Source organism: Anaerostipes sp. PC18 (genome assembly GCF_039789045.1).
Lineage (GTDB): Bacteria > Bacillota > Clostridia > Lachnospirales > Lachnospiraceae > Anaerostipes > Anaerostipes hominis.
In genome coordinates, this window is record NZ_CP121164.1 from 1,076,160 (window position 1) to 1,101,208 (window position 25,049).

The 25,049-nt window shown below is 44.6% G+C and carries 30 protein-coding genes; 25 read left to right on the plus strand and 5 right to left on the minus strand.

Features of this window, described 5'->3' with window-relative positions; all coding sequences use genetic code 11:
• Nucleotides 1-37: 37 nt before the first annotated feature.
• Complete coding sequence (locus P8F77_RS05895) at nucleotides 38-364, plus strand: PadR family transcriptional regulator (RefSeq protein ID WP_006568786.1); 327 nt, start codon at nucleotides 38-40, stop codon at nucleotides 362-364.
• Nucleotides 357-1,016, plus strand: a complete 660-nt coding sequence (locus tag P8F77_RS05900) for a DUF1700 domain-containing protein (RefSeq protein ID WP_287518694.1) — start codon at nucleotides 357-359, stop codon at nucleotides 1,014-1,016. Before P8F77_RS05895 ends, P8F77_RS05900 begins: the two co-directional genes overlap by 8 nt.
• Before the next feature lie 151 nt (nucleotides 1,017-1,167).
• On the opposite strand, the gene P8F77_RS05905 is transcribed toward P8F77_RS05900, so the two are convergent.
• Nucleotides 1,168-2,652, minus strand: coding sequence for a hypothetical protein (locus P8F77_RS05905; protein WP_287518697.1), 1,485 nt, complete (start codon nucleotides 2,650-2,652; stop codon nucleotides 1,168-1,170).
• A 182-nt stretch (nucleotides 2,653-2,834) separates the two neighbouring features.
• On the opposite strand from P8F77_RS05905, the gene P8F77_RS05910 reads away from it, so the two are divergent.
• The 7 genes from P8F77_RS05910 (at nucleotide 2,835) to P8F77_RS05940 (ending at nucleotide 7,285) form a co-directional block, all read left to right on the plus strand.
• A complete protein-coding gene (locus P8F77_RS05910) occupies nucleotides 2,835-3,596 on the plus strand; it encodes a DUF4097 family beta strand repeat-containing protein (protein ID WP_156340619.1) in 762 nt (253 codons plus the stop codon).
• A gap of 13 nt (nucleotides 3,597-3,609) precedes the next feature.
• Nucleotides 3,610-3,798, plus strand: coding sequence for a PspC domain-containing protein (locus tag P8F77_RS05915; RefSeq protein ID WP_006568789.1), 189 nt, complete (start codon nucleotides 3,610-3,612; stop codon nucleotides 3,796-3,798).
• A 102-nt stretch (nucleotides 3,799-3,900) separates the two neighbouring features.
• Nucleotides 3,901-5,418, plus strand: coding sequence for a sodium/proline symporter PutP (gene putP, locus P8F77_RS05920; RefSeq protein ID WP_156340618.1), 1,518 nt, complete (start codon nucleotides 3,901-3,903; stop codon nucleotides 5,416-5,418).
• A 66-nt stretch (nucleotides 5,419-5,484) separates the two neighbouring features.
• Nucleotides 5,485-6,000, plus strand: a complete 516-nt coding sequence (locus tag P8F77_RS05925) for a ferritin (RefSeq protein WP_009288801.1) — start codon at nucleotides 5,485-5,487, stop codon at nucleotides 5,998-6,000.
• A 152-nt stretch (nucleotides 6,001-6,152) separates the two neighbouring features.
• The gene (locus tag P8F77_RS05930) at nucleotides 6,153-6,419 is read left to right on the plus strand and encodes a spore coat associated protein CotJA (RefSeq protein ID WP_022260865.1); all 267 of its coding nucleotides are present in this window, start codon (nucleotides 6,153-6,155) and stop codon (nucleotides 6,417-6,419) included.
• On the plus strand, nucleotides 6,416-6,676 hold the full coding sequence (locus P8F77_RS05935) for a spore coat protein CotJB (protein ID WP_006568793.1): 261 nt from the start codon (nucleotides 6,416-6,418) through the stop codon (nucleotides 6,674-6,676). Before P8F77_RS05930 ends, P8F77_RS05935 begins: the two co-directional genes overlap by 4 nt.
• Before the next feature lie 3 nt (nucleotides 6,677-6,679).
• The gene (locus tag P8F77_RS05940; protein WP_006568794.1) at nucleotides 6,680-7,285 is read left to right on the plus strand and encodes a manganese catalase family protein; all 606 of its coding nucleotides are present in this window, start codon (nucleotides 6,680-6,682) and stop codon (nucleotides 7,283-7,285) included.
• Nucleotides 7,286-7,301: 16 nt separating this feature from the next.
• Here the strand turns inward: P8F77_RS05940 and P8F77_RS05945 are convergent, their stop codons facing one another.
• Nucleotides 7,302-7,754, minus strand: a complete 453-nt coding sequence (locus P8F77_RS05945; RefSeq protein ID WP_156340617.1) for an iron dependent repressor, metal binding and dimerization domain protein — start codon at nucleotides 7,752-7,754, stop codon at nucleotides 7,302-7,304.
• Between the two features lie 113 nt (nucleotides 7,755-7,867).
• On the opposite strand from P8F77_RS05945, the gene P8F77_RS05950 reads away from it, so the two are divergent.
• From P8F77_RS05950 to P8F77_RS05970, 5 genes are all read left to right on the plus strand, one after another.
• Nucleotides 7,868-8,101 carry a FeoA family protein gene (locus P8F77_RS05950; RefSeq protein WP_006568796.1) on the plus strand — a complete coding sequence of 78 codons (234 nt, stop codon included), beginning with the start codon at nucleotides 7,868-7,870 and terminating at the stop codon, nucleotides 8,099-8,101.
• A 19-nt stretch (nucleotides 8,102-8,120) separates the two neighbouring features.
• Nucleotides 8,121-10,268 carry a ferrous iron transport protein B gene (gene feoB, locus P8F77_RS05955; RefSeq protein ID WP_287518853.1) on the plus strand — a complete coding sequence of 716 codons (2,148 nt, stop codon included), beginning with the start codon at nucleotides 8,121-8,123 and terminating at the stop codon, nucleotides 10,266-10,268.
• Nucleotides 10,269-10,468: 200 nt separating this feature from the next.
• On the plus strand, nucleotides 10,469-10,603 hold the full coding sequence (locus tag P8F77_RS05960; RefSeq protein ID WP_268876101.1) for a hypothetical protein: 135 nt from the start codon (nucleotides 10,469-10,471) through the stop codon (nucleotides 10,601-10,603).
• Between the two features lie 115 nt (nucleotides 10,604-10,718).
• On the plus strand, nucleotides 10,719-12,080 hold the full coding sequence (trkA, locus tag P8F77_RS05965; protein ID WP_034549644.1) for a Trk system potassium transporter TrkA: 1,362 nt from the start codon (nucleotides 10,719-10,721) through the stop codon (nucleotides 12,078-12,080).
• Nucleotides 12,081-12,102: 22 nt separating this feature from the next.
• Nucleotides 12,103-13,590 carry a TrkH family potassium uptake protein gene (locus P8F77_RS05970; protein ID WP_287518849.1) on the plus strand — a complete coding sequence of 496 codons (1,488 nt, stop codon included), beginning with the start codon at nucleotides 12,103-12,105 and terminating at the stop codon, nucleotides 13,588-13,590.
• Here the strand turns inward: P8F77_RS05970 and P8F77_RS05975 are convergent.
• Nucleotides 13,547-14,257 carry a lysoplasmalogenase family protein gene (locus P8F77_RS05975; RefSeq protein ID WP_287518847.1) on the minus strand — a complete coding sequence of 237 codons (711 nt, stop codon included), beginning with the start codon at nucleotides 14,255-14,257 and terminating at the stop codon, nucleotides 13,547-13,549. The genes P8F77_RS05970 and P8F77_RS05975 overlap by 44 nt on opposite strands.
• A gap of 90 nt (nucleotides 14,258-14,347) precedes the next feature.
• On the opposite strand from P8F77_RS05975, the gene P8F77_RS05980 reads away from it, so the two are divergent.
• From P8F77_RS05980 to P8F77_RS06000, 5 genes are all read left to right on the plus strand, one after another.
• Nucleotides 14,348-14,824 (plus strand): 3-isopropylmalate dehydratase small subunit, encoded by a 477-nt coding sequence (locus P8F77_RS05980; RefSeq protein ID WP_024728119.1) that lies wholly within the window; start codon nucleotides 14,348-14,350, stop codon nucleotides 14,822-14,824.
• A 3-nt stretch (nucleotides 14,825-14,827) separates the two neighbouring features.
• Nucleotides 14,828-16,069 (plus strand): 3-isopropylmalate dehydratase large subunit, encoded by a 1,242-nt coding sequence (locus P8F77_RS05985; protein ID WP_287518843.1) that lies wholly within the window; start codon nucleotides 14,828-14,830, stop codon nucleotides 16,067-16,069.
• 12 nt (nucleotides 16,070-16,081) lie between these two features.
• Entirely contained in the window at nucleotides 16,082-16,573 is a 492-nt protein-coding gene (locus P8F77_RS05990) for a 3-isopropylmalate dehydratase (RefSeq protein WP_287518842.1), read from the plus strand.
• Nucleotide 16,574: 1 nt separating this feature from the next.
• A complete protein-coding gene (locus tag P8F77_RS05995) occupies nucleotides 16,575-17,819 on the plus strand; it encodes a 3-isopropylmalate dehydratase large subunit (RefSeq protein WP_270431470.1) in 1,245 nt (414 codons plus the stop codon).
• 184 nt (nucleotides 17,820-18,003) lie between these two features.
• On the plus strand, nucleotides 18,004-18,645 hold the full coding sequence (locus tag P8F77_RS06000; protein WP_024728115.1) for a hypothetical protein: 642 nt from the start codon (nucleotides 18,004-18,006) through the stop codon (nucleotides 18,643-18,645).
• Nucleotides 18,646-19,176: 531 nt separating this feature from the next.
• On the opposite strand, the gene P8F77_RS06005 is transcribed toward P8F77_RS06000, so the two are convergent.
• Nucleotides 19,177-19,734, minus strand: coding sequence for a chromate transporter (locus P8F77_RS06005; RefSeq protein WP_024728113.1), 558 nt, complete (start codon nucleotides 19,732-19,734; stop codon nucleotides 19,177-19,179).
• Complete coding sequence (locus P8F77_RS06010) at nucleotides 19,725-20,303, minus strand: chromate transporter (protein WP_024728112.1); 579 nt, start codon at nucleotides 20,301-20,303, stop codon at nucleotides 19,725-19,727. The genes P8F77_RS06005 and P8F77_RS06010 overlap by 10 nt, the downstream gene beginning before the upstream one ends.
• 106 nt (nucleotides 20,304-20,409) lie before the next feature.
• Between P8F77_RS06010 and P8F77_RS06015 the strand changes: the two genes are divergently transcribed.
• The 6 genes from P8F77_RS06015 to P8F77_RS06040 are packed head-to-tail and all read left to right on the plus strand — an operon-like array spanning nucleotide 20,410 to nucleotide 24,962.
• Complete coding sequence (locus P8F77_RS06015) at nucleotides 20,410-21,303, plus strand: LysR family transcriptional regulator (RefSeq protein ID WP_024728111.1); 894 nt, start codon at nucleotides 20,410-20,412, stop codon at nucleotides 21,301-21,303.
• Between the two features lie 38 nt (nucleotides 21,304-21,341).
• Nucleotides 21,342-22,508 carry a cation diffusion facilitator family transporter gene (locus P8F77_RS06020; protein WP_024728110.1) on the plus strand — a complete coding sequence of 389 codons (1,167 nt, stop codon included), beginning with the start codon at nucleotides 21,342-21,344 and terminating at the stop codon, nucleotides 22,506-22,508.
• Between the two features lie 10 nt (nucleotides 22,509-22,518).
• Nucleotides 22,519-23,907, plus strand: coding sequence for an MATE family efflux transporter (locus P8F77_RS06025; RefSeq protein ID WP_287518817.1), 1,389 nt, complete (start codon nucleotides 22,519-22,521; stop codon nucleotides 23,905-23,907).
• Entirely contained in the window at nucleotides 23,907-24,275 is a 369-nt protein-coding gene (locus tag P8F77_RS06030; RefSeq protein WP_024728108.1) for a nucleotidyltransferase domain-containing protein, read from the plus strand. The genes P8F77_RS06025 and P8F77_RS06030 overlap by 1 nt, the downstream gene beginning before the upstream one ends.
• Nucleotides 24,272-24,673, plus strand: a complete 402-nt coding sequence (locus P8F77_RS06035; protein WP_287518814.1) for a HEPN domain-containing protein — start codon at nucleotides 24,272-24,274, stop codon at nucleotides 24,671-24,673. Before P8F77_RS06030 ends, P8F77_RS06035 begins: the two co-directional genes overlap by 4 nt.
• Nucleotides 24,674-24,692: 19 nt before the next feature.
• Complete coding sequence (locus tag P8F77_RS06040; protein ID WP_235824533.1) at nucleotides 24,693-24,962, plus strand: hypothetical protein; 270 nt, start codon at nucleotides 24,693-24,695, stop codon at nucleotides 24,960-24,962.
• The last annotated feature ends 87 nt before the right edge of the window (nucleotides 24,963-25,049 follow it).

Sequence of the window (25,049 nt, forward strand, 5' to 3'; positions counted from 1 at the left end):
TATTTTGACTACAATATTATGATATGGGAGTGTGTCTATGGTATTTAATACAGGAGCTGCTTTGCTGGACGCCATTGTCCTCGCGGTAGTCTCAAAAGAAGAAGAAGGGTCCTATGGGTATAAGATTACCCAGGATGTACGAAGAGTCCTGGATGTATCAGAGTCCACTTTATATCCTGTGCTGCGCAGACTCAGAAATGAAGGCTGCCTGGAAGTTTACGACAGGCAGTGCGACGGGAGGAACCGCAGGTACTATAAAGTGACCAGTCAGGGTATGATCCAGCTGAACTTATATAGGACAGAGTGGAAATCTTACTCATTTAAGATTACGAAAATATTTGAAGGAGGAGCAGTCCATGAGTAAAAAAGAATTTCTGGACCAACTGGCATATTTGCTTCAGGACATTGCGCCGGAAGAACGGGATGATGCAATTGGATATTATGTGGATTATTTTGAGGAAGCGGGACCGGATCGTGAGCAGCAGGTGATCGAGGAATTGGGGAGTCCTGAAAAAATCGCCGCCATGATCCGGGATTCACTGAACGGTACGACCGGAGAAGATGAATATACAGAAAATGGATATCATAACCGGAGATATGATGAAAACACGAAGATGCCAGAGAAGGCAAAGAAAGAATCGGGCTTTCATTTCAAAGGGAACCGGGACCGGAATCTGATCCTCATTGTTTTGATTGTAGTGGGTACAGTGGTACTGGGTCTTCCTCTGATTGGTGTGATTGGAGGAACAGCAGTCGGAATTGTCGGTATATTTTTCGGCTTTATATCCGGAGTTGCCGGAATCAGTGTGGGGCTTCTGGCAGGAGGGATCGGTGTATTCGCTGCCGGAATTGTAAAGATGTTTACGCAGCTTCCCACAGGATTTATGATGTGCGGCGGCGGTTTGATCATGATGGCAGTGGGACTCTTGTTCTGTGTACTTTTTGGCTGGATCCTCGTAACAGTATTTCCGCCCTTGATCAGAGGAGTCGTAAATCTGATCCGGAGGCTGTTATAACTTCTCGGAATCTCAATGAATTAGATTCTAACTGAAATTTGAAAACTGAATATCGTGCAGGAATAGAGATTTGGCAAAAAAGGGCATAAACGTTGGACATAGAGGAAGCTATGCCTTGAAAAATTCTATGGTATGGGGTAAGATATCATCATTAAGCGGCTAAACTTAATAATGATTCTTGAAATGCCTCCGTTGGCGGCATTTCCCAGGCATCAAGATGTTGCAGCATCATGATGCCGTAGAGGCGGCAGTACCACATCTTCGTAGAGCGGTGTCTGCCGTCTTCTAGTTTATAGTCTTCTTTCTCACGCTTGTTGGAGCGTTCCACGGAAGTCCTTCTGTCATATTCCTTTTCCCATGCTTTACTGTCCCTTGGCGGTATGTTAAATAACCTTGGATTATCATCGGTGAAGATGTGTACGGTTCTGCCGTATTTCGCCGGTGAGCAGGGATGCTCACAGAAGCAGCCGCATTTGCGGTTTGATTTCGGGCACCGGTATTTTGCCCGGTGTTTGGCAACCTCATATCCATCTTTGTGCATGCGTAAGCCCAGCTTACAGACAGGGACACCATCGCCGTCAATAGTGAAATCGTCCTTATAGGTAAAATGTCCGGTGTGGCCAGGATTGAGGTCAATAAAAGGAGAGATCTTTTCCTTCCGGCAGTATTCATAGACAGCATAAGCATCATGGGCGGAATCCAGGAGGAGTTTCTCAATACGGAATTCCGGGAGGTATGCTTTCATTGTAAAAAAGGAGTGAAGAAAAGAAAGCATATCATGTCGGGACGCTCTTTCTAAAAGCGGAAATACAGGGAGATCGCTGTAGGAATCAGAAGCCACATACATGTAGAGGTGGTAACCGAAGAAATAGCATTCCCGGTGGGAGTCCCATCCCCAGTTACAGTCCGGTTGGGAATAATGATGCTTGCAGTTACAGGAAGAACGGCCCTTTTCCTTACAGCCGCAGATCCTTTTTTTCCGTTGCTGAGCAGCAGTACGGACAGGAGTTCCGTCACCGGCCAGAGCAAGGTGCTCCGGATCAATCAGGCCTTTACGGACAGAAAGGCTTAGGAACTGCTGATGATAAAGACGGAATATCAGATAAAAAGGATTATCTGCTTTAAAGTGCCAGCGTTCCAACAAAGGAAGAAGTTTTGAAGCTGTACTGGAAGAATCGCAGGGAGTCTTATCGCCTTTCTTTTTTCCCTTAAGGGGTTTCATTTTAGGAAACCGGTCTTTCGGAGAAGAGTTGTTGGAGTCATCCTGCCAAATACGGGAGAAGAAATCGTAAAAGGTACCAACACCGGGAGTATCTCCGAAAGGGAAGCCACTGAGGATGGCATAAAGGGGAGTTTCCCGGAGCATACGGCACCAGACGGTAATGGAAGTCACTTTCAGTTTCAGGGCAAGCAGGTAAGAACGCAGCATGCAGGAAGGAAGCCGGGGTTCCGGTCCAAAGACAGAGTAGCAGTCCCGCATGATAGAATCAGTAGGTGAAAGATCGAGATACCAGAACTGCACGATATAATCCCAGGTGTTTTTGGAAAGCACAAAGGGATCAGGATAAAAATTCAGAAACTCGGATACGAAAGTATCCTGATAGGCGGCATGTCCGCCGGGATTAGTAGGTAACAAAGAAATCGCCTCCAATCGATTGAAATAAAATATAATCAATCGGCTTCGCCGCAAATTTTGAGCGATTTGTCAAGTGTTTTTAAAAAAAGTGGGTGATTTTTTTGAGATAGGGTCTGAAAGCCTTATAAAATCAGGGCTGAAGATTCCGAGAAGTTATTGTTTCATAAAGGGGGAGAAGAAGCATGAAAAAATTTTATAAGATCTGTCTGATCATCTGTCTGGTATTTACAGTTGCAGGAGCAGGCTGCATTATCGCAGCGGCAGCGATGGGATTTTCCTTTACGGATACTTATCACTATGTGAGAGATAAAGTAAATGGCTACTCAGGCAAATATGAAGACGAAGAGGCAGAGCGGCTGGAATTTCCGAAAGACAAAGTAAAGAAGATAACAATAAAGGTAGGCAGCAGGGATCTGTCCATTGTCAGAGGAGAAGGAAGTCAGATCGTGCTCACTACAAAAGGAAGCCGCAAACTGTTTCAATCTCAGCTAAACGAGGGCCTCAATGAGCTGACGATCCGGTCAAAATCTTCGGTTCACCGTCCCTTTTTCTTTGATTATGGATATGAACAGGCAGTTTTGAGCATACCAAAAGATGTAAACCTGGATGATTTCAGTCTGGATGTGGGGAGCGGAGATTTTGTATCAGAGGAACTGAAATCCAAAAGAATGAGGATTCAGTGCGGAAGTGGAGACATCAAATTGTCCGGAATCAAGTCTGATAATATTGATATTCAGTGCGGAAGCGGGAATATAGAGGCGGACATATGGGACAGCAGGGTTAATTACAGGTATAATATTAATGTGGGAAGTGGAGACGTAGTCTTTGACGGACACGAACTGGAACACAGCAATAAAGAAGGAACCTGGGGAAATGGGACCAAATTTATTGATGTTCAATGCGGAAGCGGAGACATTAACATAGACTTTTTGAACAATATTTAAGGAGGAGATTTTCATGAGCAGTAAACGATTATATAAATCAAGAGAGGACAAAATGGTCTGCGGCGTCTGCGGAGGAATTGCAGAATATTTTGATGTGGACCCGACCTTGGTACGATTGGGCGCCGTACTGTTGGGATGCTCAGGAACCGGAATCTTGGTTTACATTGTGGCGGCAGTCATCATACCCGAGAGAAGGTATTAAAAATAGTAATTGCATCCGTTGTCAAAGCTATGATATAATATTATCCGAAAAAGACCAAGTCAAAAGGCTTGGTCTTATATTTTGACAAAGAGGAGAAATCATATGAAAACACCAATTTTGATCGCCATGATTGCCTACATGGCAATGGTTGTGTACATCGGAGTGATTTACAGCAAGAAGAATAAGACTTCTGAAGACTATTTTCTGGGAGGAAGAGGACTCGGTCCCTGGGTTACGGCAATGAGCGCCGAGGCTTCTGACATGAGCAGCTGGCTGTTGATGGGACTTCCGGGACTGGCTTATGCATCCGGCTTCAGCCAGGCGGGATGGACTGCCATCGGCCTGATCTTAGGAACCTATTTGAACTGGAAGATCGTTGCAAAACGTCTCCGCCGCTATACGGAAGTTTCCAACAACTCTATCACGGTTCCCGACTTTTTCAGCAACCGATTCAAAGATGAGAAGAAGATCTTAATGTTTGTCTCATCCATCATGATCCTGATCTGTTTTACGGTCTATACAGCATCCGGATTTGCTGCCTGCGGAACTCTGTTTAACTCAGTATTCGGGCTCAATTACCAGGCAAGCATGATCGCCTGCGCGGCAGTTATCGTTATCTATACATCGATCGGCGGATTCCTTGCCGCCAGCACCACAGACCTGATCCAGGGGCTTTTGATGTCCTTTGCGATCGTCACAGTCCTGATCGTGGGTGTCGCGGCTGTGGGCGGCGTTGGAAATATTGTAGAACACGGAAAGACTATGGAAGGCTTCTTTGATGTTATGAAATATCATGATCCGGCCACCGGACATGCCGTATCCCAAGGCATAATCCCCATCCTTTCAGGGCTTGCATGGGGACTCGGATACTTCGGTGTCCCACATATCCTTGTACGTTTTATGGCCATCAAGAACGTTAATGAGATCAAAAAATCCAGAAGGATCGCTATGGTTTGGGTATTGATTTCACTGACGGTAGCTGTGTGCATCGGATTTACCGGAGCGGCTCTTTATTCGAACGTAGCGGAGCTTGCAGGCAGCGGAAATCAGAGAATTTTTATCTATATGACAATGCACCTGTTTAAGGGAATTATTCCTTTGCTCTTTGCGGGTATTATCTTGTCAGGAATTCTGGCAGCGACCATGAGTACATCAGACTCCCAGCTGTTGATCGCTTCTTCCTGTGTATCGAAAAATATGTATGAGGGATTCTTTAAAAGAAAAGCATCTGAGAAAAAAATCCTGATTATTTCCAGGGTTACTACGGTCGTCATCGCTGCCATCGGAGTTATCATTGCACTGGATGAAAACAGCTCAGTATTTAAGCTGGTGGAAAATGCCTGGGCAGGATTTGGCGGAGCGTTTGGCCCGCTGATCTTATTTGCTCTGTTCTGGAAGCGGACCAATTTAAAGGGAGCAGTTGCAGGAATGGTCAGCGGCGGTGTCATCGCCCTTGTCTGGCCGTATACGTTTGCGAAGCTGGGCGGAATTTTTGAGATTTACTGTCTGTTGCCTGCATTTATCGTGTCTTCTCTGCTGATCATCGTTGTCAGTCTCCTGACAGAAGAACCGACCAAAGAAATGCAGGAAGAATTTGAAGAAGCAAGAAAGCCTCTTTAAAGTTTGAAATTTATGCGTTATGATATGGATATGGTAAGTTTTACATAAAGAAAGGGGAAGCACAGTATGTTAAATGAAAAAGTAGCAGAATTGATGAACGATCAGATCAATAAGGAGTTTTATTCTTCCTATCTGTATTTAGATATGTCCAACTACTATGTGGACAAAAATCTGGACGGATTTGCCAACTGGTTTAAGATTCAGGCACAGGAAGAAAGAGACCATGCGATTTTATTTATGGAGTATCTCCAGGCAAATAGCTGCAAAGTAACACTGGAGGCAGTGGCAAAACCGGATAAGAGATTTGAAGAACCGGCGGACCCGCTCAAAGCAGCATTGGAGCATGAGCAGTATGTTACGTCTCTGATCAACAATATTTATGATGCGGCATATCAGTGCAAGGACTTCAGGAGTATGCAGTTCCTGGACTGGTTTGTGAAAGAGCAGATGGAAGAGGAGAACAATACGGATTCCCTCGTTCAAAAATTTGAAATGTTTGGGACTGATCCGAAAGGCTTATATATGCTGGACGCAGAGCTTCAGACAAGAGTCTATGCCGCTCCGTCAATGACGGTATTATAATTTCATAAAATTTTCCGGGATTGCCTTCTTTTTAGGCAATCCTTTTTTTGGCGTTCATGACTCTGATCTCATAATATAAATAAAAGCTGTTCTGCACATTCTATGGATGTTCACATAAACTGATATTATCAGAATTGAAAGGAGATAATTCGTTGGAAAAATACAATCAGCAGAGATGCTCATGCGGACAGCCGGCACCATATGAAATGGACCGAACATGCGGTTATAATTCAAAAATGAAAAGAAATGGTAATTACGGTCACCGCCATGACGGCGTGGATTCCATGGCACTGGCAATGGCATATGTGCCGTGGCAGCATTGGGATCAGATCTATTGCCCTGAAGAGGGATTGGCATGCGGTACCATTTTCCCGGAACTTAACAAACCATTTTATGGGAAAGCGGGGTGCAGACGATGAATAAATATGATCAGGAAAAATTATTGAGATATATTGATGCAGTCAGCTTTGCCTTGATCGATACGACACTGTACCTGGATACCCATCCGGATGACCAGGAGGCAATCAGTCACTTTAATCAGTACCAGTGTGCCAGAAATAAGGCTGTTAAAGAGTATTCCCAATACTTTGAGCCATTAACCATTGATTCTGCAGAGATCACTGACACATTCACCTGGGCAACCACGAAATGGCCTTGGCAGAAGGAGGGATGTTAGACTATGTGGAATTATGAGAAACGTTTGGAATATAAAGTCAACATCAAAAAATGTGATCCGATGCTTGCGAAAGTCATCATCACTCAATACGGCGGACCGAATGGTGAGCTGGGCGCATCCATGAGATATCTTTCACAGAGATTTGCGATGCCGTATAAAGAAGTATGCGGCGTGCTAACAGATGTTGGAACAGAAGAACTTGCCCATCTGGAAATGGTTTGTTCTATTGTTCATCAGCTCACACGTGATTTGACTCCTGAACAAATTCAGGCGGCTGGGTTTGACCAGTACTATGTCGATCACACAACCGGTGTTTGGCCTCAGGCAGCCAGCGGAGAACCTTTTAAAGCAGATTTCTTCCAGTCTGTCGGAGATCCGATCACCGATTTGAATGAAGATTTGGCAGCTGAGCAGAAAGCCAGAACGACGTATGACAACCTGCTTCGTCTGATTAAAGACCCGGATGTCAGAGATCCGATCGCTTTCCTGAGAGAACGGGAAATCGTGCATTATCAGAGATTCGGTGAGGCCCTGAGAAGAGTACAGGATCATCTCGATTCTAAAAACTTCTATGCTTTCAACCCGGCTTTCGACTGTAAAACAAAATAAAACGCATTTTCTCGTTTTAAACGGCAGGACCTTTGTTCTGCCGTTTTTCTTTTTCGTGGATTTTTAGAAAATTTTCTATATTATAAATGGTCTTTTCATTTATAAAGTGTTCAATTTTTTCCACCTGTTCCAGTTCGTCTTCACTTTCATTGATCATGCACAGAAAACGGTTCAGGATATCATGCCGGAATAAAAGATAATCCCCGGCTTTTCTGCCTTTGTCGGTGAGCCGGATATATCCGTATTTTTCAGATAAGAGATATCCCAGATCCTTTAAATTTTTTACCATTTTTGAAGCAGAGGAAGGCTTGACATGGAGCATGTGGGCCAGCTGGTTTACCCTGACGACTTCTTCTGTCAGGAGCAGGCGGCAGATCATTTCCAGATAATCTTCCATGGAGGCCGTCATATTGTGGGCTTCTCCGTTCTGATATCCTTTTAGTGTATAAAATCCTTCTCTTTTTTCCATGAGCCGCTTCCTTTTCCTAAAAATATTGTAACGCTTTCTTTTGTCCCTCAATATAATAGCATTGAGAAATAAAGTTTCCCTATCCTAATAGATATTAAGGAGTGAATCATTTTATGAGTCAGAATTGCAGTTTAAATGAATTAAATCCGGGTGAAACGGCAGTGGTAAAAGAACTTAAAACCAGGGGGAGCATCCGCAGGAGGCTTCTGGACATTGGACTGGTGAAGGACACGAAGATAGAATGCGTCGGGAAGAGCCCGGCAGGAGACCCGGCAGCTTTTTTGATCAGAGGTGCGGTAATCGCGATACGTTCTGAAGATATGAAAGATATTGTAGTGAGGATTTAAAACAGGAGGACATAATGCGATGGGACTGACCAGTCATTCCACCGGAATGAAATCCGTAGATTCGGGGCTGAACGTAAAAAAACAGAATCCAAAGGACAAAATTGTTGCCATAGCGGGGAATCCCAATGTGGGGAAAAGCACGGTGTTCAACAATTTGACGGGAATGAGACAGCACACAGGGAACTGGCCGGGAAAGACAGTGGCAAATGCACAGGGGTACTGCAAAACAGAGAAGAATTCCTATGTCATGATCGATATACCCGGCACCTACTCTCTGATGGCACATTCCGCGGAAGAGGAAGTTGCCAGAGATTTTATTTGTTTTGAAGAACCGGATGCGGTCATCGTTGTATGTGATGCCTGCTGTCTGGAGAGAAACCTAAACCTGGTACTCCAGACTATGGAGATCACAGACCGGGTCGTAGTCTGTATCAACCTGATGGATGAGGCGGGAAAGAAGGGAATCTCGATCGATGTCCGGGCGATCTCAGACAAATTGGGGGTTCCGGTGGTGGCAGCGGCTGCCAGAAGCGGAGAGGGCCTTGCGGAACTGATGAATGCCGTCGATGCCGTTGCCGACGGCAGATGGGATCAAAAGCCTGTAAAACCATCGTATGATTCTTGTTTAGAGGAAGCACTGAAAAATCTCAAGCCGGTGGTGGACCAAAAGGTATCGGGTAGGTTTCCGGGCCGCTGGTCTGCACTTATGCTTCTGGAGTCAGATCCTTTTCTGCTTCTGGAGATAGAACAGCGGCTGGGCACCGAGCTAAGAGAAGATCCGGATATGAAACAGGCTGTTAAAAAAGCAGAACAGATTCTTTCAGAAGACGGAACAGAGGATCTGGAAGACAGGATTGTCTCAGGGCTGGTAAAAACAGCTCAGGACATTTGTGCCGATACAGTCCTGTTCGGGACAAAAGATTATATAAAAAGGGATCGGAAGCTGGATGATATTCTGACCAGCAGGAAAACCGGATATCCGGTGATGATCGGACTTTTGGCCATGGTGCTGTGGGTTACGATCGTTGGAGCCAACTACCCTTCAGAACTGCTGTCAAAGGCTCTGTTTTGGGCGGAAGACCGCCTTGCCGGGCTGTTTCTTAATGCGGGACTGCCTGCATGGCTTTGCAGTATGCTGTTCTCAGGAGTTTACCGGGTTTTAGCCTGGGTCGTATCCGTCATGCTGCCGCCCATGGCAATCTTTTTTCCTCTTTTTACACTTTTGGAGGACGCAGGATATCTTCCGAGAGTCGCATATAATCTGGACCGGTCCTTTAAAAGATGCTGTACATGCGGAAAACAGGCACTTACTATGTGTATGGGCTTTGGATGCAATGCCGCAGGGATCGTTGGGTGCCGTATCATTGATTCACCCAGGGAAAGGCTCATAGCGATCCTCACAAACTCATTCGTACCGTGCAATGGCAGATTTCCGACGCTGATCCTTATGATCACCCTGTTTTTTGTAGGGACAGGAGACGGACTGCCCGCCTCCATCGGCTCGGCGGTGCTGCTGACACTGTTGATTCTGCTGGGGGTATTTATGACCCTTGCAGTTTCAAGACTGTTGTCAAAAACGGTGCTCAAAGGAATGCCGGCATCTTTTACGCTGGAACTTCCGCCGTTTCGGAGGCCTCAGATCGGGAAAGTCATCGTAAGATCTATTTTTGACCGGACTTTATTTGTCCTGGGCCGTGCGGCGGCAGTGGCTGCACCGGCAGGACTGCTGATCTGGATTCTGGCCAATATTTCAATAGGGGAAACAACCTTGCTTTGCGGATTTACGGAGCTGCTGGACCCGTTCGCGAGAATGATCGGACTGGACGGAGTGATCCTGGCTGCGTTTATCCTCGGGTTTCCAGCCAATGAAATTGTCGTGCCGGTGATGATCATGGCATATTTGTCTCAGGGGATAATTACAGAACCCGGAAGTGTGGAGACGATCCGTCAGCTTCTGATACATAACGGCTGGACACAGACGACGGCCCTGTGTATGATGCTGTTTTCTCTGATGCACTGGCCGTGTTCCACGACGCTCCTCACCATTAAAAAGGAAACAGGAAGTCTCAAGTGGACGTTTGCTGCTTTTCTGCTCCCCACCGCAGCCGGCTGTCTGTGCTGCTTTTTCGTAAAGAATATGACTCAGCTTGTTCATTATATTTTATGATAAATATAACCAGGCCTTAAAATAGCTTTTCTGAGCTGGATTTAATCTGATCATGACAGAAGTCTGGGGATTTGCGGGATGGGTTGTATGGTGTCTGGGTTCTATGATTCGCATAGCAGCTGCACCATACAGCTTTTTCCGATTTTTTGATTACTTGATTGCCGGAGCTTTTGTTTTGGTTTATGGAGGAGGAAGACTTGATGTTGGTTGTGAATCCACACATCGAAATGCTTTCTGTCAATGGGGTCAAGCCCTCTAAAGAGACCATTCGAAATGGTACTTATCCTTTGAATGTCTATACTTATGCAGTGACACTGAAAAGCAATAAGAAATAGAAACTAACAAATATTTGGTTTTCATGGCATTTCTTTATTGCTTCCCTGGTGAATTCTTGTTACGATACTGTTATCTTAGCGAAAAAGAAAGAAGTATGGGAAAGATGAGGGGAATATGAACATCATTATCGTAGGCTGCGGAAAAGTCGGCCGTTCTTTGGTAGAACAGTTAAGCAGCGAGAATCATGATATATCCATTGTAGATCCAAAGGCATACGTCGTCCAGTCAATGGTAGATATGTATGATGTATTTGGAATTGTGGGAAACGGGGCAAGCTATAATGTTTTAACGGAAGTCGGAGTGGAAGAGGCCGATCTTTTGATTGCGGTGACGAATTCGGATGAATTAAACCTGCTGTGCTGCCTGATCGCTAAAAAAGCCGGAAAATGTGCCACCATCGCAAGAGTCAGCAATCCGGTTTATTTTGATGAGATCAATTTTATCAAAGAAGAGATGGGGATTTCCATGATCATTAATCCGGAGCTCGCAGCCGCTTCCGAGATGTCCAGAATTTTAAGGATTCCCACGGCCATGGAGATCAACTCCTTCGCAAAAGGAAAAGTAGAACTGTTAAAATTTGTTCTGAGAAAGAGTTCCATTCTAAATGGAATGAAGATGAAAGAAATAGGCGAGAGAATGCGCGGTGAGGTTCTCGTCTGTGCAGTGGAACGGCAGAAGGATGTTTTCATTCCTTCCGGGGATTTTGTTTTACAGGAAAACGACAGGATTTCGATTGTGGCTTCCCCGAGGAGTGCCAGCAAGTTTTTTCAGAAAATCGGTGTCCAGATGAACCCTGTCAGGAACGTCATGATCGTAGGAGGCAGCAAAACAGCGTATTATCTTTCTAAGAAGCTGCTCAGAATAGGGATATCGGTAAAGATCATAGACAAGGACTTTGACCGGTGTGAGGAACTGAGCGTACTGCTTCCCAAAGCGGTCATTATCCACGGAAACGGAAGTGACCAGGAAGTCCTGCTGGAAGAGGGGCTCCTGGAGACAGATGCCTTTGTGGCACTGACAAATTTTGACGAGGAGAACGTGTTTTTATCTCTCTTTGTAAAAGGGCAGACACCCGCAAAGCTGATCACAAAGGTGAAACGTGTCAGCTATAATCATATTATCGACGGTCTTGACCTGGGAAGTCTTATATATCCGGAATATATCACGGCTCAGTATATCGTTCAGTATGTCAGGGCAAAACAGAATTCTATCGGGAGCAATATAGAGAATCTGTATAAGATTGTGGACGGAAAGGCAGAGGCCCTGGAGTTTCATATTGAAGAACATGCACCGGTCATCGGTATTCCGCTCCAGATACTGCCGCTGAGGGACCAGATCCTGATCTGCAGTATTAACCGGAATGGAACGGTGAAGATTCCAACAGGACAGGATATGATCCAGGTGGGAGACACCGTGATTGTTGTGACCACGAAGACAGGCCTGCACGACATCAGTGATATACTGAAAAAAGAATAGAGATGATTGGAGAAAAAAGAAAATGAATTACGCTGTTATCCGATACATATTAGGATTGGTCATCCTGTTTGAGGGTGCCTTTCTGTCACTGCCGTGCATTGTAGCCATGATTTACAGGGAAGCCAGAGGCATCCCTTTCTTTGCAGTCATGCTCCTCTGTTTCTTTGTCGGATTTTTACTGAGCCATAAGAAACCCAAAAATATGCAGTACTATGCCAAAGAGGGATTTGCGGCCGTTGCATTGAGCTGGATTCTGCTGAGTTTTTTCGGGTGTCTTCCTTTTGTATTTAACGGAGACATCCCATCCTTTACAAATGCAATGTTTGAGATGATTTCAGGATTTACCACCACGGGAGCCAGTATTTTGTCCGATGTCGAAGTGCTGGCAAAGTGTAGTCTGTTTTGGAGAAGCTTCAGCCACTGGATCGGGGGTATGGGTGTTCTTGTATTTATCCTGGCAATCCTTCCGATGGGAGGAGGACAAAATCTGCACCTGATGAAAGCGGAGAGTCCGGGCCCGTCCGTAGGAAAGCTGGTGCCGAAGGTAAGGCAGACCGCCAAGATCCTCTATGGAATCTACTGTTTTATGACGCTGATAGAGATCGTTTTGCTCATGTTTGGAGGACTTCCTCTGTTTGATTCCATGCTGCTTTCTTTCGGAAGTGCCGGTACCGGAGGCTTTTCTATTCTTAACACCGGATTGGCCGACTATTCTCCCTATATTCAATATACGGTGACAGTCTTTATGATTTTGTTCGGTGTAAATTTCAATGTATATTATTTTATTCTGATCCGAAAGTTTAAAGACGCATGGAAGTTTGAAGAACTGAAATACTATCTGTTTGTCATTGCGGCTGCTGTCATATGTATTACCTACAATATCAGGGACCTGTTTCCAACCCTGGAATCTTCATTCCGCCATGCCTTCTTTCAGGTAGGCTCCATTATTACGACTACCGGTTATTCCTCCGTAGATTTTAATGTCTGGCCGGAATTTTCCAAGGTGATTCTGGTAATGCTGATGTTTATCGGAGCCTGTGCCGGAAGCACCGGGGGAGGGATTAAAGTGTCCAGAGTGATTCTGATGCTGAAGACGGTAAAAAAAGAGATGTATTTTTACATACACCCCAGAAGTATCCGGAAAATAAAATTTAATCAGCATGTAGTCGAGCATGAGGTAATACGTTCCATCAATATTTTTCTGATCACCTATATGATGATTCTGGCATTTTCTACACTGCTGATCGCTTTGGATGGATTTGACCTGATCACAGATTTTACTGCGGTCGTGGCGACTCTGAACAATATCGGACCGGGGCTTGAGCTGGTGGGACCAACCAGCAATTTTGGTATGTTTTCTGATTTTTCCAAAGTGGTCCTGATGTTTGATATGCTGGCAGGAAGGCTTGAGCTGTTCCCGATGCTGGTCCTCATAAGTCCGATTACATGGAGAGATACCAAGGTGTTTAAGAAGATTCCGAAGTACAGGAAGGATAGTCCTGGAGTATAGAAAGTGTAATCAGAACCTGGGATGGCAGGTAAAAGAACCACATTCCGTTTTGTGCAAAGGATAAAACCGGTTCCGGTACAGAAAAGGGAGCTGCGGGGGAAAGATTGAAAAGTCCTACGCAGATATCACAGCAGAGAAATAAAATGAGTCCTGCACTAAACAATCTGTGTTGAAGATTTATACGGCGTACGGCAAGGCTTTCTGCCGCATTGAAGAGTAACTGGGTGAAGTAGAAGACTCCGGCCGCCGTGAGAAGATTCCATGTATGGAGAATTCCTAAAAACACAAACATACATCCTGTGAGAAGAAAACGAACGGGCAGAAACGGAAGAAAGGCAAAGCCTCCGGCCCGGAGGAGACGGCAGTAATACAGCATCTGGACTCCGCAGAAACACAGGACACCAGCCGGATAATTTGTGTCAAGGACCAGGAGAAATACATCGGCAGCGGCGGTCAGTCCGAGGGCGGATATTACCAGTATGCGGTCCTTAGTTTTGCCATACATTAAACCGAAGAAGAAGCACAGCAGGATGGAGCAGTATTTCAGAATGGTGCTTAAAAGGCCTGAGGAAGATGTGAGATCCGGCACTAAGAAGGAAACATAAAGAATACATTCTGTTAAAACGAAAAGAAGTACAGCGGACCCTGCGGGGTCTGTTTTTTTCATTTTGCACCTTCCTTTCTGAAAACGTCATGGATTTTTTGCCTGTTTTATAGTATTCTTATTAAAATGAGAATTTATACAAGGAGGTTGATTATGAGTCGAGTATTTAAGTTCCACAATGATGTGGATACGGACCAGATTATAGCATCCCAGTATTTGCTGCTGCCGAATATTGAGGAAATGAAAGTATATGCCTTTGAATCTATCGATCCGGATTTTTCAAAGAAGGTGCAGGAAGGCGACATCGTTGTTGCCGGGGAGAATTTTGGATGCGGCTCCTCCAGAGAGCAGGCGCCGAGTGTGTTAAAGGCCCTGGGGGTAAAAGCCATCGTTGCCAAATCCTTTGCCAGGATATTTTACCGCAACGCCATCAATATCGGACTTCCGGTCGTTGTAAGCGGGGAACTCTATGACAAAGTAGAGCAGCTTGACGAGATCGAACTGGATCTGTCTGAAGGCGTGATCAAGACGAAAGATGAGACGTTGCCCTGCACAAAACTGCCGCCTTATATGCAGAATATTTTGGATCACGGCGGATTAATTAATTTTCTGAATGAAGGCGAGGTGTAGATTATGGGAATGACAATCGGAGAAAAGATTATCGCGAGGGCGGCAAAGGTGCCGGAAGTGAAAGCGGGAGAAATCCATACAGTGGAGCTTGACCGCCTGATGAGCAATGACGGGACGACACATTTGACGATCGATATGTATCACAATGATTTAAAACATCCAAAGATTGCAGATAAAGACAAACTGGTCTTCATTATTGACCACAATATTCCGGCGGAGAATCCAAAAACTGCGGAGGCCCACAGGAAAATGAGGAACTTCGCCAGGGAACATGACATCGCCTTTTATGAAGGAAAGGGAGTCTGCCACCAGATCATGGTGGAGGATTATGTATGTCCGGGAGAGCTGATCATGGGAGCCGATTCCCATACTTGTACATACGGTGCGCTTGGCGCCTTCGGAACAGGGATCGGATGCACGGACTTTTTATACGGCATGGTCACAGGGACCTCCTGGGTCATGGTACCTGAGACGATCCGCTTTGAGCTGACTGGAAAATTAAGAGAAGGCGTATATGCCAGAGATCTGATCCTTTCAATCATCGGCATGGTAGGAGCCAATGGATGTAACTATAAGATCATGGAATTTGCAGGAGAAGGGGCACACAACTTAAGTATTAATGAGCGTCTGGTATTGTGTAACCTTGCGGTGGAGGCAGGAGCTAAAACCGGAATCGTGGAGCCTGATGAAAAGGTTGTGGAATATGTGGAATCCAGAGGCCGTAAGGCAGAGAACCTGTTTGTGAGCGATGAGGATGCCCGTTTTGAAAAAGTTTACCATATCAACCTGGATGAGATAGACCCAGTCGTTGCAAGGCCGCATTTGATCGATGATGTCGTGCCGGTTGAAGAAGCCGGAGACGTTAAAATTGACGAGGCATTTTTAGGTTCCTGCAACAACGGACGGATCGATGAGCTGCGTCTCGCGGCTGAGATACTGAAAGGAAAGAAGGTTCATGAGGACGTCAGATTCCTGATCGCACCTGCTTCCAATGAAGTTTATATGCAGGCATTGGACGAGGGACTGATCGACATCTTTATGGAAGCCGGGGCCATGGTCATGAACAGCAACTGCAGTGTGTGCTGGGGAAGCTGTCAGGGCGTGATCGGTGAAGGGGAAGTTTTGATCTCCACCGGTACAAGAAATTTCAAAGGACGTGCAGGACATCCGGATTCTTATGTCTATCTGGGATCTGCGGCGACCGTCACAGCGTCTGCCATTGCAGGGAAAATCGTGAAGAGATAAAGGAGTTTACATATGGAAAAGTTTACAGGAAAAGTATGGGTGCTGGGCGATGATATCGATACGGATATCATCATTCCTACAGAGTATCTGGCGCTTCCGACCGTAGAAGACATGAAGCAGTACGGATTTTCTCCGCTGCGTCCGGAGCTGGCATCTCAGATAAAAGAAGGCGATATCATTGTGGCCGGAAAAAACTTTGGCTGCGGTTCCTCCAGAGAGCAGGCGCCGGAGATCATCAAGGCCCTGAAAATAAAATGTGTCATTGCCAAATCTTTTGCCCGCATTTTCTTCCGGAACTCTATCAACAATGGACTTCTGCTCATCGAAAATGACCAGATCCAGGAGAAAGTGAAAGAAGGAGATACTCTTGATGTAACGCTGGGCGAGTCTGCTGTGCATGACGGCAGGGAGTATCCGATCCAGCCGCTGCCTCAGAATCTGATGGACATTATAGAAGCCGGAGGACTGGTGGAAGCAATGAAGAAAAGAAATGGGGTGAAATAGCATGGGAAATACGATCATCGAAAAGATAATCAAAAGAAACACAGGGGCCCCGACAGTCTCCCCGGGACAGATCGTGACAGTCAATGTGGACCGCGTGATGATCCATGATATTTTTATCCCGTTTGTTGCAGAAAAGTTTGAGGAGATGGGATTTACAAAGCTGTGGGATTCGGACAGGGTGGTTTTGATTTATGATCATCTGGTTCCGGCCAGTGCGGTGGAAGATATCCGGCATTTTAAGATTGGTGATGCGTTTGTAAAGAAATACGGACTGAAAAACATTCACAGAAGCGATGGGATCTGCCATCAGCTCATGACAGAGTGCGGGTATGCCAAACCAGGAGACATTGTATTCGGAACTGACTCTCATACGACCACTTACGGATGCGTTGGCTGCTTTTCGTCAGGCATCGGGTACACGGAGATGGCTTCGATCTTAGGGACCGGAGAGATGTGGGTCAGAGTACCGGAAACGATCAAGGTTGTCATCGACGGCAAACTTCCGGACAATGTATCTTCGAAAGATATTATCCTCAGACTGATCGGAGACCTCGGGGCCGACGGGGCTACTTACAAGGCTCTGGAGTTTTCCGGGAGCACAGTGGAAGAGATGAGTGTGGCTTCCAGGATGACAATTTCCAATATGGCCATCGAGGCTGGGGCAAAGGCGGCTTTGTTTGCGCCGGATGAGAAGACAGCAGAGTATTCTGAAGTAGAGTTTTCCGATGTGGATTGGATTTACGGAGATGAGGATGCCGAGTATTGCAGGACGGTTGTCTATAAGGCAGAGGAGCTGGTTCCAGTGGTCGCATGTCCGTCTCAGGTGGATAAGATCAAACCAGTATCTGAGGTTGGAGGTACAGAACTTGACCAGGTATTCATCGGTTCCTGTACCAACGGAAGATTGGAAGATTTGAAAGCAGCGGCAGAAATCCTCGATGGGAAAAAGGTTGCTGATTTTGTGAAGCTGATCGTGACCCCTGCCAGTAGGAAAATTTATATGGAGGCATCTAAAGCCGGCTATCTGAAAATTCTTGCTGAGGCAGGAGCCATTATCACCCAGCCGGGATGCGGGCTTTGCTGTGGAAGAGCCGGGGGAATCCTCACCGACGGGGAGAAGATTCTAGCCACCAATAACAGAAACTTTCTTGGAAGAATGGGAACATCGAAGGTTGAGATTTATCTCGGGTCACCGAAGACGGCTGCGGCATCTGCTGTGGCTGGGAAGATTGTGGCGGCTGAGTAGAAAGCTCATTTGATATTAAAATAAAAGTTAAAACTTGTTCGAAATACGTTATGAAAGAAGTATTTCGAGCAAGTTTTTTATTGTTTAAAAACAAATTATAAAAATAGTTATTGACAAATAATTCTACATAGTATAATATAACTATATAGATAGTGAATAACAAAAATTTGATAAGGAGGAAGATATGAGGAAAATCAACTGTTTATTTTTAAGTTTGGTAATGATTTTTACAATTCAAGGGCATGTTTATGCATCGCCCAATGCTAGTACGACAAACGAAAATGACAAAACATTGGCAGTAATAACAAATCTAGAATCAGGAGAGAAAACTGTAGTTATTCCAAAAAGAATTTGTTCAACAACTTTACAACAGAAATCAAAACAAGGGGAGATAGAAAAGAGTTATGAGGTGGTAATTGAGATACCTAACACAGAGGCTACTACTTTAGCAAGTGATAGTATTAGTAAAACTGCAACCAAAAAAGAGGTTAAAGTTACAGGAAAATTTAACTATACAACCCAATATCCAGATAAAGTAAAGGTGTCTAGCTGTTCAGGATCATGGAAACCCAAACTGCAGGGAGTATATGTAACAAATCGTGAAGTAGTTCTTCATGGCGGAGATGGACAACATATGAAAAAAAGACCTAGTAAAAATTCTTTTAGTTATAATACTAAATGGGGATATAAGCCTTATGTACCTCAATCCAGTTTATCAGGAACAGGCATGATTATGAACGCAGTAGGCAGAGTTGGTGGAATGAATTCAAAAGCTCAGATTGAATTAAAAATTAGTGGGAGCGATATTTTAGACAATCTAAAGTAATCCATAAGAGGAGAACAAATTTTGAACAAAAAACTAAATAAAATTTCAGCTATATTATGTGGTTTGTTTCTTCCGGTGCTGCTAACTTTGGCTATTCCTTTCCTTAAGATATTGTTTTTGAGCCAACATTATTATACCGGATATCTGGATGGAGATGCTATATATTATCTCGTAAAAGATTTTGTGACCAATGGAATATGGGCAATTGGAGTGCTTATTTATATTTTGTGGGTTATCAGGGATAAAACGAAGCTAACCATTATTTCAAATATTTTTATCATAATCTGTGCATTGTGTGGATGCTATATTGTATTGATCAGAAGTAGCTTGCTGTATTTTGCAAAATACATAGACACTAGTACTTATACATTAGAATCAATTTTAATTATAATAGCATGTAGTTTACTGATCCGTAAGATTTACTTGTATTTAAGACATTCATAGAGAGATTCAACAATGATATTATAACTCCTGCAAAGACAGAAGGAATACAAAATCCTGTCTTTACAGGAGCTTTTTTGTATAAATTGATCAATAGATAAGCAACCCAACAATTCCCGTAAACACAATTACAAATACAGGAGGCTTTTTAAACTTTCTCAGTAGAAGTACAGCGGTCCCGAATAAAATGGCCGCAGGAAGCTGAAAAGATGAAAGGACGACATGCTCATCCGTACCAAACAGGGTAAGCAGCAAGATGGAAAAAGCAGCGGAAAGTACAAGCCCTGAGGAAGATGCCTTCAGACCGTCCAGTACAGCGGACATATAGGATGAATCACTTTTCTTCTGGAAAAACCGGTATAGAAGGATGGAGATGGTAAATCCTGAGATCACACATCCTACGGTTGCCACCACTGCGCCGGGGATTCCGGCTACGCGGATACCCACGAAGGAGGAAGTGTTGACTGCAATAGGACCGGGCGTCATCTGTGAGATCGTAATGATATCGGTAAAATCCTGACTGGTAAGCCAATGCTTTGCCAGTACGACCTGTTCTTTGATCATCGGGAGGATCGCATAGCCTCCGCCGATGCTGAACAGGCCGATTTTAAAGAATGTACTGAACAAACGGACCAGATTTAAGAGCATGTCTGACACCTCCTTTTTTTATGGAGCCATACTTTAAACAGGCAAAGCACAGAACATAAGATTAAAATCAGCATGGCATTGATGTGGAAGACGAGGTTGGATAAAAAAGCAGCAGGAACCATGAGGGTAAGAAAAAGAGACTTCTTTTTCAGAATTATGCGGCACATATCTGTGATATAGTCAACGATCAGTGCCGCCGCTCCTGCCTGCATGCCAAGGAGAACGGCGGATACGATGTGACTGCTCCTGAAAGCCTGATATCCTGCGGAAATTATGGAAAGCAGGATCAGCGGCGGCAGGATGGCCGCGATACAGCTTATGACTGCTCCTTTTAATCTGGCTATCCTGTATCCTGTGAGAGCCGAAAGATTAATCGCGATGGCTCCAGGAGAAGACTGGGCAATTGCTGCGATATCAAAAAGCTCCTTCTCGGATAAAACATGACGGTTTGTCACAAAATGTTTTTTTAACATGGGAACGACCACATAGCCGCCGCCAAAAGTAAAAGCACTGACAATCAAATTGACACGGAACAGCCAGGCATATTGTTTTAGTATATCTTTATTCATAACGGATTTCCCCTTTTTTTAACAGTATACGTTTTTTCGAAACATAAAGAAAATTATATTATTTTATATATAACATGTTAAAATAGTAATGATAGGAGGGAAAGCCATGACGATAAGGCGTTTATATATTTTTAAAACAGTATGCGAGGAAGGAAGTGTCACCGGGGCTGCGAAGAAGCTCTATATGACCCAGCCGGCAGTATCACATGTGATCCATGAACTGGAAGAAGAACTTGGCACTGTGCTGTTTGACCGTATATCAAAGAAAGTATTTTTAAACCAGACGGGCAAATTATTATTAAAAAAGACAGTCCGCATCCTGGAGCTTTATGAGGATCTGGAAAAAGGAGTGTATGACTTGGAGAACCAGGCTGTACTCCGTGTAGGGGCCAGCATAACCATATCAAGCTTCTGGCTGCCCGGGGCTATGAAACGATTTCAGGATACATATCCCGGAACGCCGGTCAGTGTTCAGGTATGCAAGGCTTCGGATGTCCTTTCCATGCTCCACAATAATGAGATCGATCTGGCGCTGATCGAGGGCGCTGTCTCAGACAGTACGCTGGACAGCACGGTCTTTTCTTCGTTTCGTCTGTTTGCTTTTTGTTCTCCGGACCATCCATGGGCAAACGTTAAGGACATTGAACTTGAAAGACTTCTGGAACAGCCGCTTCTGCTTCGTGAAAAGGGAAGTGCGACCAGGGACGTGCTGGATAGCGTACTTCTTTTACATGATCTGAGGGCCGATCCTTTTTGGACCAGTGTAAACTCTCAGGTATTGATTCGTGCGGCAGAGGAAGGGCTCGGAATCACCGTGCTGCCGGAACGCCTTGCGGCAGAGGAAGTCTCAAAAGGAAAATTAAAGAAAATAGAAATCAGGGGCATAGAACTCAAGAATGAGAATCATATCGTTGTCCATAAGGATAAATACCGGACAGGGCCTATGAAAGAATTCATCAATATTTTGCTTGAGGGAAATGAAAATATAAGTGATTTGTGATACAATGGAAAATATTTGACACAAGGGGATGAAAAATTATGACAGAATTATTGATATCGGCATTTATTAAGAATAAGGATGATTTAAAAAACCATAAAGTCCGTCAGGCCTATGGCACAATGGGAGGAGCAGTGGGTATATTCTGCAATATATTTCTCTTTGCAGGGAAACTGACTGCGGGGATTCTCACAGGGGCCATTTCCATCACCGCAGATGCCTTCAATAACCTTTCTGACGCGGCATCTTCCATCATCACACTGGTTGGTTTCCACATGGCAGGGCGTCCGGCGGACAAGAATCACCCGTTCGGACATGGAAGAATCGAATATATTTCAGGACTCCTGGTTTCTTTGGCTATACTGTTAATGGGATTTGAATTATTAAAATCTTCTGTTAATAAAATCTTCAGCCCGGAAGACATTATGTTCCGTCCGGTGTCCATAGGGATTCTTATTGTATCCATTCTGGTGAAATTCTGGATGTCAGCTTTCAATAAAAAGGTCGGAAATCTGATCGACTCAGAGGCCATGAAGGCCACAGCCACAGACAGCTTAAGCGACTGTATCGCTACAACGGCAGTTCTGGGCGGGATGCTGATTTTCAGGTTTGCCGGGATCAACGTGGACGGATATGTAGGTATTTTAGTGGCCGGATTTGTTATGTGGGCCGGATTCGGAGCGGCAAAGGATACTCTCTCGCCTCTGCTTGGAACCGCTCCCGATGTGGAACTGGTGGAGAACATACAAAATGAGGTTTTAAATAATGAGCTGATCGTAGGGGTGCATGATATCATCGTACATGACTACGGCCCGGGCCGGCGGATGATCTCTCTTCACGCCGAGGTGCCGTACAATGTTGATATTTTGGAGGCACATGACGTGATTGACAACATTGAATATCATCTGATGCATAAGTTTAATTGTGACGCCACCATTCATATGGATCCGGTTGTCACGGATGATGAGGAGACAAACGAGGCAAGAATGATGGTGGAAAAGATCGTAAAAGAATGCGGAACCGAACTGTCTATCCATGATTTCAGAATGGTAGAGGGAAAAACGCACAACAACTTGATCTTTGACCTGGTGGTGCCCTATGAATGTGACCAGGAAGTGGGGGATATTACGACTTATATCAGAAAGGAGATCAGAAGGCACCGGGAAAATTACTTTGCAGTGATCAAAGTGGACCGGAGTTATATCTGAACAATGAAAGATGAAGGAACAGCTGACCAATGACATGAGTGTAGGAAATCCCGCAAAGAAGTTATTTTTCTTTGCGGTTCCCATTGTGCTGGGCAATTTATTTCAGCAGCTTTATAATATTATTGATTCTATGGTAGTGGGAAGATTCGTCGGTGCACAGGCACTTGCCGCCGTCGGAGCATCGACGGCCATTGTTTTTTTATTTGTAGCAGTTGCGACCGGTTCCAGCATCGGTTATTCTGTTGTCATTTCTCAGCTGTTCGGGGCAAAGGATCAGGACCGGATGATGACGGCGATCTATACGGCCTTAATTTCCACATTTGTGTTGGGACTGATTTTAATGATTATCGGTGTGGCCGGTACAGGAGGAATCCTCGTATTGATGAGGACACCGGCGGATATTTACCGGGATGCCGCCAATTATCTGAGAATCTATATGTTCGGCCTTGTGTTTTTATTTATGTATAATACTTTAAATGCGGTTTATAATGCACTTGGCGCGTCAAAAATTCCTCTTTATTTTCTGGCAGGCTCTTCAATTTTGAATATTGTGCTGGATTTGTATTTTGTGATCCGGCTTCAGATGGGAGTGACCGGGGTTGCATGGGCAACTCTGATCGCACAGGGGCTGGCGGCAGTCATTTCGTTTATCAATCTGCTGTTCCGTCTTAAGAAGATAGAGACAGAAAAAAAGCCGGTTTTATTTGACCGAAAGATCCTTGTCCAGATGGGACGGATTGCAGTACCGTCTATGGTGCAGCAGTCTATCGTCTCGTTCGGCATGGTGTTTGTACAAAGTCTTGTCAACAGTTTCGGATCTGTGGTGCTTGCAGGATATACGGCGGCTACGAAGATTGACTCGATTGCGATCATGCCGATGGTAAATGTGGGGAATGCAGTGTCTACGTTTACGGCGCAGAATATCGGGGCGGAAAAACCGGAACGGATCAGAGAAGGGCTGAGAGCGGGAAGGCTCATGGCAGCAGGCATCGCGGCTGTCATTACGGGAATTCTGTTTTTTAAGGGGGATGTGCTGGTTGCCCAGTTTGTGGATGAGACGTCCAATGCCGGAGTCATTGCCATAGGTGTGGATTATTTAAGGGTCGTATCTGTGTTTTATGCACTGATGGGACTTATGAATGTGGTAAATGCGGTTCTCCGTGGATCAGGAGATGTGGGTGTATTTATGGCGAGCACCCTCTGCAATTTCGGATGCAGGGTAGTATTTGCTTATATCCTGGCTCATTTTCTGGGAGCGTCCGGAATCTGGTGGTCTATCCCGATCGGATGGGCTGCGGCATTTACGATCGGAACCTTGAGATATCGAAGCGGCAAGTGGAAGGAAAAAGGAATTGTGGAGCGGGAGAAAGATTGTAAAGAGACGGGGGAAAGTATATAATGATGACAAAGATAAAGATTTACCGGGAAAATTATGAGCATTTGCCCAAGCGTTTTGTTGATAAAATTGAATCGGATCTTGACTATTTGATAAAAGCTGATATTCCCGGTTTAAAAGGAGTGTACTTATTCGGCAGCTGTGCGCGGGGAAATATCCGAAATGGCAGTGATATAGACCTGCTTATATTTACAGAACAAAAATTGGAAGACAGGGCATTGGCGGCGGATATCAGATGGACCTTAGATGATGAGATATCCGGTATATCCACGGATGTAGTCTATACCAACGAGGAGTCCATAAAGGAAAATACTATTTTTAAGAGAATATTGAACAGAGATAAAAAGTTAATACTGGAGGTGATGAAATGATTAAAAATAACTACCTGGACATTGCAAAAAATGACTTGGAGTATCTTGAATCTATCCTCGCTGTGGGGAGTACTTTCTATAATCAGCTTGCAGTACAGTGTCAGCAGGTAACAGAGAAATTTCTGAAAGGCTACCTGGAATTGTGCTTTTTAGATGAAGATGTTTCGGACTTATTAAGAAAGCATAATATGAAAAAGATTGCAGTCAGAATGAATCAGTGGAAGCCGGATTTAAAGCTGGATACAGTGGGTCTGGCCTATTTGACAGATTTTTATTATGATGCCAGATATCCCGGCGACGATTTTTATACAGTGACGAAAGAAGAATTTGATAAATGTAAGAAAATTATGTACGCTACTATTTCAAAACTGAAAGAGATTCCAATTAAAAATTTTTAAATGGCGTGAGGTGAATTATATGCCGATTGTGTTAAAAGCTTATCAAGAGATTTCAAACAAACAGGCGATCGCAAATGCCATTTCTAATGCGGTCTCTCATCTGTTGTCTGATCCTTCCGGCGAGCGGCTGGCCAATGATTATGTTCTGACACTGACGGAGGGGGAACTTCTGATTGAACAGATCGGATATTTAAAGGGAAGTTCAGACCCGGAGATAAAAGAAATGAAGAGACTCAAACGAAGCCAGATCCGCAGGCTGGAATTGGAGGAATTTTCGAATAAGGAATAAGATGAAAGAATCAAAAAGGAGCAGATATACGCATATCTGCTCCTTTTTCTAATACTATATTACCATAAAATGACGAATTTTTCAAGA